This is a genomic window from Mesotoga sp. HF07.pep.5.2.highcov (genome assembly GCF_003666285.1).
Lineage (GTDB): Bacteria > Thermotogota > Thermotogae > Petrotogales > Kosmotogaceae > Mesotoga > Mesotoga prima.
In genome coordinates this window covers 1-2,177 of the sequence record NZ_JFHJ01000433.1, presented here as the reverse complement: position 1 = coordinate 2,177, position 2,177 = coordinate 1, and the positions used below count along the sequence as shown (strand labels likewise).

The 2,177-nt window shown below is 43.4% G+C and carries 1 protein-coding gene and 1 pseudogene; both read left to right on the top strand.

Annotated features, from left to right (window positions below):
* Nucleotides 1-247: 247 nt before the first annotated feature.
* Nucleotides 248-1,524 (top strand): annotated as a pseudogene (locus BG32_RS09110) (extracellular solute-binding protein).
* 56 nt (nucleotides 1,525-1,580) lie between these two features.
* Nucleotides 1,581-2,177 (top strand): carbohydrate ABC transporter permease (locus BG32_RS09105; protein ID WP_147434911.1); only part of this gene is annotated, 597 nt, incomplete at its 3' end.

Sequence of the window (2,177 nt, the reverse complement as noted above, 5' to 3'; positions counted from 1 at the left end):
CGACCAGAAAAGGGGAAAGAAGAACAATGACAATGAAAGCAATAATCAACTTCTTCATATTTCACCTCCTTATCGTAAGACTTGCAATTTCACAGATTTGTTTGCACAGGTTAATTCTGAGCCGCTATAATTCAAAGAATCGTCTTCAACGCTTGAAATAAGCCATGAGTATCCTTCTGTATTTACCTTCAGTGATGTATCCTTTTAATTAGGAGCAATCGCTCCAATTACATGGGGAGGTGTTTAGATGAACAGGCGTTTAGTTTTTGTTCTTTTAATGGTTCTTCTTTCCCTTTCGATTCTTATTGCCAACACGATTGAACTGGAGTTCTGGACTCACGAAGATCCAAACAGAACACCGCTTGAAGAACGTTTCATTGAGGAATTTCAGGAAATGTACCCGAACGTAGTAATCAAAAGGGTTACACAGTCTTCAACGAAGATACAAGAGCTCATACTGACGCTTTCGCCGCTAATCAGGGGCCGGACATTTTCAATATGTCAATTGAAGATGAATTTGCTTACATTGCAAATGGCAGAGTCGCCCCTGTTGATTATGAAGCCGCAGGTTACAAAGACATGGAGGATTTACTGGCATCATTCCTTCCCGGAACTCTAGATCCTGTGAAGTATGAAGGCGAGATTTATGGGCTTCCTCTCGAAATTACCAACTGGTGTATCTTGCTTAATAAGAAAGTATTCAGAGATGCCGGTCTAGACCCGGAAATCGACTACCCAAAAACATGGGAAGAGATGATGGAAGTATCTGAAAAGCTTACAATAAGGGAGGGCGAGATAATTACCCGTAGGGGCTTTGATTTCAGGTACCCATACTATCTCGTAGCGTTCATGCCATTGGTCGAACAGATGGGCGGAAAACTCGTAAGTGACGACGGAAAAACCGCGATTATAAATGACGAAGCGTGGCTGAACTTCCTTGACTATATGGCAGAATGGGGACCGAATGGAAGAAATCTCGGTTCTCCAACTTACCAAAACGCTCGGAAGTTATTCAATATGGACAACAACGACATAGGCATGTGCACAACCGGTCTATACCAACTGGCTAGAATAAAGGCCGACAATCCGGAGTTCTATGATAGTGGAGAATTCATGGTAGTTCCCTTCCCTCAGTTCGAAGATGCCGTAAATTATGTGCCAGCTCACTATTATGGACACTACTACATGGTGAACTCCCAGAAGCCAAAAGAGAATCAGGAAATGGCCTGGAAGTTCATCTCTTACATGCTGAGTCATGCCGAGGAGTATCTTGAAAAGGTTGCGATCATAATACCAACAAACGACCTTCTTGAATCAGAGACATTCAAGAATTATCCATATTCAGACGTCTTTATCTCCGATCTTGAAAAATCGACGGTTGTGTATTTCTCTGAGAGCTCAGCAAAGATTCAGTCTCTAATAAAGGAAGCTGTAGAATCTGTCATGCTTACTGGGACAAGTTCCCAAGACGCTCTAAATACACTGCGCAGAAAGGTCCAGGAAGTATTAGACGATCAGTACTAGATTATTTGCCCGCCTCCGGCGGGCAAATTCCTTTCAGAAAGGAGTGAGCCTTACCTTTGAGACGTGTTTTTAACAGGGGCATAGAACACAAAAAAGCAAGGTGGGGCTGGTTCTTTGTGATCCCATCGCTTGCTTTTTTTGCTGTCTTTTCGTTCTATCCAATAATGAATGCCTTTTACACCAGCTTATTCAGAAAAAGACTCCTTGATCTGCGGCCCCCAAAGTTTATAGGCTTTGCAAACTATGAGTATCTTCTCAAATCGCCCGATTTCTGGAATTCAGTCAAGGCGACCTCTATCTTCACACTTGGAACGTTCATTCCAATTGTGGTATTTAGTCTTCTACTCGCGGTCTTCATCATGTCAAGGCGTAGGTTCCAAAAGTTCTTCCAGATAGTGTACTACTCACCGGCCGTCCTCTCTTCAGTAGTTGCTGCAGCGATCTGGTTGTTGATATTCGATCCGCGAGGTCTGGCGAATACCACCATGAACACTTTGCTCGGAACCGTAGGCAAGGATTATAAGTGGTTGGCAACAGCGGGAATGGTAAGGTTGTCGACAATCCTGGTATATTTCTGGAAGTACATAGGGTACTTCACGATTATTTATATTACAGGACTGGCAGCCATACCTCAGAGCCTACACGAAGCGGCA